The 5,478-nt window shown below is 60.9% G+C and carries 7 protein-coding genes and 1 pseudogene; 5 read left to right on the top strand and 3 right to left on the bottom strand.

The genetic code is table 11. From position 1 onward, the window contains the following. Window positions 1-147: 147 nt before the first annotated feature. Window positions 148-1,149: an NADP-dependent oxidoreductase gene (locus WB528_RS22295; protein ID WP_423890745.1), complete on the top strand. Its 1,002-nt coding sequence runs from the start codon at window positions 148-150 to the stop codon at window positions 1,147-1,149. Window positions 1,150-1,216: 67 nt separating this feature from the next. Here WB528_RS22295 and WB528_RS22290 read toward each other — a convergent pair whose 3' ends face one another. Then, window positions 1,217-1,849, bottom strand: coding sequence for a hypothetical protein (locus tag WB528_RS22290; protein WP_423890744.1), 633 nt, complete (start codon window positions 1,847-1,849; stop codon window positions 1,217-1,219). 423 nt (window positions 1,850-2,272) lie between these two features. Between WB528_RS22290 and WB528_RS22285 the strand changes: the two genes are divergently transcribed. The 4 genes and pseudogenes from WB528_RS22285 (at window position 2,273) to WB528_RS22270 (ending at window position 4,549) form a co-directional block, all read left to right on the top strand. Further along, window positions 2,273-2,896 (top strand): transglutaminase-like cysteine peptidase, encoded by a 624-nt coding sequence (locus WB528_RS22285; RefSeq protein ID WP_423890742.1) that lies wholly within the window; start codon window positions 2,273-2,275, stop codon window positions 2,894-2,896. 309 nt (window positions 2,897-3,205) lie between these two features. Then, window positions 3,206-3,325: pseudogene (locus WB528_RS22280) on the top strand (dienelactone hydrolase family protein); the annotation flags it as partial. A 352-nt stretch (window positions 3,326-3,677) separates the two neighbouring features. Further along, window positions 3,678-4,025, top strand: coding sequence for a hypothetical protein (locus WB528_RS22275; RefSeq protein ID WP_423890740.1), 348 nt, complete (start codon window positions 3,678-3,680; stop codon window positions 4,023-4,025). 257 nt (window positions 4,026-4,282) lie between these two features. Next, complete coding sequence (locus WB528_RS22270) at window positions 4,283-4,549, top strand: hypothetical protein (protein WP_423890738.1); 267 nt, start codon at window positions 4,283-4,285, stop codon at window positions 4,547-4,549. Between the two features lie 37 nt (window positions 4,550-4,586). On the opposite strand, the gene WB528_RS22265 is transcribed toward WB528_RS22270, so the two are convergent. Continuing rightward, the gene (locus WB528_RS22265; protein ID WP_423890736.1) at window positions 4,587-5,117 is read right to left on the bottom strand and encodes a gamma carbonic anhydrase family protein; all 531 of its coding nucleotides are present in this window, start codon (window positions 5,115-5,117) and stop codon (window positions 4,587-4,589) included. 106 nt (window positions 5,118-5,223) lie between these two features. Further along, window positions 5,224-5,478: DUF6949 family protein (locus WB528_RS22260; RefSeq protein WP_423890734.1), on the bottom strand; the 255-nt coding region annotated here is incomplete at its 5' end.

Below are 5,478 nucleotides of genomic sequence, written 5' to 3'. Positions count from 1 at the left end.
CAAATCCACTCCACTAGCTACACCACAAACTCGTTCGATCTCTTCTGGCAAAGTTCCTTGCCGGCATTCCGCGTTCGGCCGCCTCGATCGGCAAATTTCGTGTAGAATGGACACCGATCCGGGACTCTAAAGCGATCGGGAAAAAACATGCCGCTCAACAAGGGATTCGTTCTCGCGTCGCGTCCGCAGGGCGCGGCCACAGAAAGCAACTTCCGATTTTTTGAAAGGGACATTGGCGAGCCCGGGCCGGGCAAGGTGCTGGTGCGCAATCACTGGCTGTCGCTCGATCCCTATATGCGCGGGCGTATGGACGAGAGCAGATCCTATGCCGCGAGCCAGGCGCTTGACGAGCCGATGATCGGCGGCACGGCGGGCGAAGTCGTCGCTTCCAACAGCCCGGATTTCAAGGCAGGCGACAAGGTCGTCTCCAATAACGGCGGCTGGCAGCTCTACGCGATTCAAAATCCGGCCATGCTGCGCAAGGTCGACGACTCAAAGGTTCCGCTACAGGCCTTTGTCGGGCCGCTCGGGATGCCCGGCGTGACGGCCTGGGTCGGAGTCAACCGTATTATCCAGCCGAAAGCGGGCGAGACGGTGGTTTGCTCGGCAGCGACGGGCGCTGTCGGCACCGTGGTGGGACAGATCGCCAAGGCCAAGGGCGCCCGCACCGTCGGGATCGCCGGCGGACCGGAGAAATGCGCCTTCGCGGTGGAGGAACTGGGCTACGACGTCTGCGTCGATCACAAGGCAGCCGATTTCGCGCAACAGCTCGCGGCCGCGACGCCCAACGGCGTCGACGGCCTGTTCGAGAACGTTGGCGGACAACCGTTCGCGCGGACTATGGCGCGCATGAACGATTTCGGCCGCATCGCGATCTGCGGCCTGATTGCGTCCTACGAAGGCGCTGAGACGACGTCGCTCAGCGACATGCGCATCATGCTCCTGCGTCGCCTGACCATGCGTGGCTTCATCGTGAGCGACTTCCTGCCGGACTGGCCGGCCGCGCTCGGCGAATTGATTGGGCTCGCCTCGACCGGCAAGCTCAAATGGCGCGAGACTGTCGCACAAGGCATCGAGAGCGCGCCTTCTGCCTTCCTTGGCATGCTCAAGGGCAAGAACTTCGGCAAGCAGCTGGTCAAGCTTACCTGACGTTGCGCGGCGCGAGCCGCTCGCGGCGACACAGAAAGGAACGTCTGTGTCGCCACGCCAGGAGGCTTCATTCGCCTTTCGTCGCCGGCTTCGAGAGATATTCCGCCGACTGCGCCTCGCCCTTGAGCGGCGTCACCTTGTCGGGATCGACCCTGATCATGAGATAATCGATGTGGTCCTCGATTTTCGTGAACCAGTGGCCGGTGCCGGCCGGAATCACCACGACATCGCCGGCCTTGATCTCATAGGCGACGCCGTCTTTCACGTCCGATCCGTTGTTGCCGGGACCATTGAACTCGACCACCGTGCGCATGGTCGAAGGCCGCCGCTGCCGGTTGACGATATCGGGGCCGAGCACCAGCGTCGCTGCGCCCGAAATCACATGATAGACCTCGCTGATCTGGTCATGCTCGGCGACAGAGTTTGGCGCCGGCTTTTCCAGCCGGCCGCGATGGACCATGCCGATGCCGATCCGCGCTTTTCCGATGTCGATGTCGCGCACCTGCTGGTCGATCAGCTTTTCCGCGATCGCCTTCTGCGTATAGCGCTCGAGCTCGGCCGCCGGAATATGGGTACCCGGACACATGGTGCAGGTCGGTTGCGGATCGGTCGGATTGATGCGGGTTGCTTCCGCGCCGATGGCCGACGGACCGATCGCAAAGCAGAGCCCCGCCGCAACGCCCAAAAGCATTCTATTCATTGCTAGCTCCCTTTTTCCTTTTCTTGCGCGGCATGGATGCATGGAGGGCGGCACCTGGCCAGGATTTTCGGCTCTTCGCAGACAGCGTTAGCGCACCATAAAGCTTCAAAGCGGCAGTCTTCCGCCTTTAGCTCGGGTTGGAGAAGCACCGGCGTACCTTCCGTGGCCGACACGCCTCGCCCAATCTCGGTTAACGCGGACGGCTTTTGCGGCGAAATCAACCTGTTTTCCGGCGTCCGGCCGTTAATAGCTAAAATCGGAATCAATTGCTGTTGTCTAAAATTGTAATCGAATTTGCTTCAAATACAGATCGCATTCTCGGCAGTATTTATCAGTATTCGCTTCAATTGTACTCGGCGTACTTAGCGGCGCCGCAAAACCTCTATGCGAAACGTGGTCCCAACAAAAAAGACGGGGGCCACAATGTTCGGGTTCAGGGAGCGAATGGGATTGGCGGTCGTCGCCGTCCTGATGGGATTGAGCGCATCGGCCAAGGCGGCCGATGAGCGGGCACTTTATGCAAGCCTTGGCGACACCACGCGCGCACCGATCGGCTGGGTGGAATTCTGCACCGAGACTCCGGCCGAATGCAAAGGCGGCCAGTCAGAGCCGCGCGACATCGTGATGACGCAGGCGGCCTGGCGCGATCTGGTCAAGGTCAATCGCTGGGTCAACGAGACTGTCAAGCCGATGACCGATATGGACCATTGGGGCGTGGTCGAGAAATGGTCGATCCCGACCGACGGTTACGGCGACTGCGAAGACTATGTGCTGCTGAAGCGCAAGATGCTGATCGATGCGGGATGGCCGCGCGAAGCGCTTCTGATCACCGTTGTACGCGACAAGATGGGCGAGGGACATGCGGTCCTGACCGTCAAGTCCGACAAGGGCGAGTTCATTCTGGACAACCAGAACGAAAACGTCGTGGCCTGGACTGAGACTGGGTACCGCTTCGTGAAACGCCAATCTCAGACTGACCCGAACGTCTGGGTCTCCCTGGGCGACCCGCGGCCTGCGGCTTTAACCGCCAGCGCCCGCGATCACTGACAACAACGGAAGAGCTACGCGACCCGGTCACATCCCCACCCCTCCCCGTCCCAGACCGGATCGCGCGCGGCCAGCCTTCCCCCAAGGGCTGGCCGCACCTTTTTTATGGACTTTGTGAACTAGCTCACATCAACCGCTGGCCGGTTCGGGCATGGTGCTCCCTGCCGGATGGCGTAAGCCAATTTAATATCCGGGGCTGGCAAGGCCGTGGGCGTCGATACTCCGCCGACGGCCTTGTTTTTCTATGGCGCGAAACCCTCCCGCGCCGGTGACGGGGAACGCTGGATACGGGTGTTGACGCCTCTGTCCCACCCGGGCGCCCCGCACGGCTTCCATGCCGACTATCGCGCCAGCTACCGCAAGGAAGCGGCCGAAGACGCCTGGAACCAGATGCAGGCGTGGTTCAAGAAGTACAACGTGCTGGGCTGAGCATGATCTGGACCCCGCAGGGCCGCGTCAGCGCAAAGTGGGAACCGGTTTTCCGATAAACGCGCAGCGTTTGCGCGGAGATCATGCGCAAATAAAATAGCATCGTGACATCACAAGGCGCGCGGCTTAAGCCGCGCGCCTCTTTCATGCGAAGTTTTGTCTCTCTCGACCAGCCGAGAACTTATCCGCAAACCTGAACCGGCCGTACGCGCCATCCATGCCGCGTATGAATGCGCCGCTGAACGACGTAGCAGCCGCCATTGTCGTAGTAGGAATCGTCGTAGGCGTAGTCCGGATAATCCCAGTAGTCACCGTAGTAGCCGGGTCCCCAGAAACCGCCTCCGGCAAAAAAGTGTCGGCCGTGATGAAAGCCACGGCCAAACTGACCGCCACCGCCGGCAAATCGGTTACCTTGGACGGCTCCAACGCCGCCATTTGGCGCCGCGTGCGCAAAACTATTGCCGACGCCTCCGCCACCTCGAACTCCGAAACCTCCGGCCGGAACGCCCCCGCGCGCGCCAAACCCGCCGCCGAAACCACTAGCGTGCCCACCACCGAAGCCACCGCCGCCGAAGCCACCATGTCCTCCGCCGCCAAAGCCGCCACCATGTCCTCCACCTCCGCCTCCGCCGCCGTGTCCGCCACCTCCACCGCCGCCTCCGCGCGCCAGCGCAAGGTCCGGCGCCAGCATTCCGATTGACGCTACCGTGCACAGCGCGATCATTGACTTACGCAACATGTCATCCCTCCTATCATGATAACCCGACCTGCAAACGAAGACGCGTTTGCGATCATCGCGTTCCTCATCTGGTAATGACCGCGATGAAATGCCTCACGTGCCGGCTCACTTCTGCGCGACTGGCACGCGAACGCTGTGGTGCACAATGAATGTTGCGGGAGGGAAAATAAAATGCGCTTTAATGAAACGGATCGCTATCAGAACCGGGACACCCAAGCATGCGCAAGTTGATCGCCTTCGACGACGACACGTTCGACAAGCTCAAACAGCTTGCGCGCGATCGGATGGCGACCTTCCAGGAACTGGCCGACGAGGCCTTTGCCGATCTGCTCAAAAAGCACGGCATTCCCATCGACCTCAAAGACGCCTTGCGCAAGAGCGCGCGCCTCGCAGCCGAACCGGCCAGGAATCCGGCGAGAAAATCCACCAAAAAACCTGCGGAGAACGGCGCCCCGCCCAGGCGATCGCGCGAAGCAAAAACATGATGGTGGTCATTTCGTCGGCAGGTTTCTGAACAAACGTTCAGCCGATTTTCTTCAAGCCGTTTTTAAATCGCGGCCCGTTGCCGACGTAGAATTTCGCAGCACTTCCCATTGCCGTGACCTGGGCCGGCTCGAGGGTGCGGATCACCCGCGCCGGCGCACCGATAATCAGCGAATGCTCGGGATACTCCTTGCCTTCGGTGATCACCGAACCAGCGCCGACAATGCTGCCGCGGCGGATCCTGGCGCCGTTCATCACAATCGAGCCCATGCCGACCAGCGCACCGTCTTCCAGCGTACAGCCGTGCAGGATGACATTGTGGCCGACCGTGCACCCATTGCCGATGGTCAGCGGGAAGCCGCGATCGGTGTGGCAGGTCGAATTGTCCTGCACGTTGGAACCCTCGCCGATTTCGATCCATTCGTTGTCGCCGCGCAATACCGCGCCAAACCAGACGCTTGCACCCTCAAGCAAACGCACCTTGCCGATCACCGTGGCGGTGTCCGCAATGAAATAGTTGCCGCTTTTGGGAAGATCGGGCGCCTGCCCGTCAAGTTCGTAGATCGCCATAAGAAAAAAGTCTCCTTCTTCAGGAGACTCTGGCACAGCCATCAAAGCGTTTTCAAGCGAAGCGGATAGCGGTTCGCGTCAAGAAAACGCGCGAAGACGAAAAACCTCAGGCCAGGAGGCCGGTGGCGCGCAAGGTCATCAGGAAAAACGTTCCCGACATCAGGCTCCAGAACCCCGCCAGCACAGTCGCCATCATCACGAATTCGAAACGGCGGCGCTCGATCTGGGCGCCCCGCAGCGTGTTGCGCATGATGATGAAGGGGGCCGCGAACACCAGGAACGGCACGGCGGCAAAGGTACTCGGCGCAACCCCCTCCTGGAGCAGGCTGAAACCCACAGGACGGTGCACGATGGCCTGGTA

The organism is Bradyrhizobium sp. (assembly GCF_049586575.1).
Taxonomy (GTDB): Bacteria; Pseudomonadota; Alphaproteobacteria; order Rhizobiales; family Xanthobacteraceae; genus Bradyrhizobium.
Note: the sequence above shows the minus strand (reverse complement) of the source record. Positions and strands in the feature narration are given on the sequence as shown.

Coding starts and splice junctions, on each gene's coding strand:
- WB528_RS22295 (WP_423890745.1), top strand. CDS start 148: ATGCCGCTCAACAAGGGATTCGTTCTCGCGTCGCGTCCGCAGGGCGCG.
- WB528_RS22290 (WP_423890744.1), bottom strand. CDS start 1,849: ATGAATAGAATGCTTTTGGGCGTTGCGGCGGGGCTCTGCTTTGCGATC.
- WB528_RS22285 (WP_423890742.1), top strand. CDS start 2,273: ATGTTCGGGTTCAGGGAGCGAATGGGATTGGCGGTCGTCGCCGTCCTG.
- WB528_RS22270 (WP_423890738.1), top strand. CDS start 4,283: ATGCGCAAGTTGATCGCCTTCGACGACGACACGTTCGACAAGCTCAAA.
- WB528_RS22265 (WP_423890736.1), bottom strand. CDS start 5,117: ATGGCGATCTACGAACTTGACGGGCAGGCGCCCGATCTTCCCAAAAGC.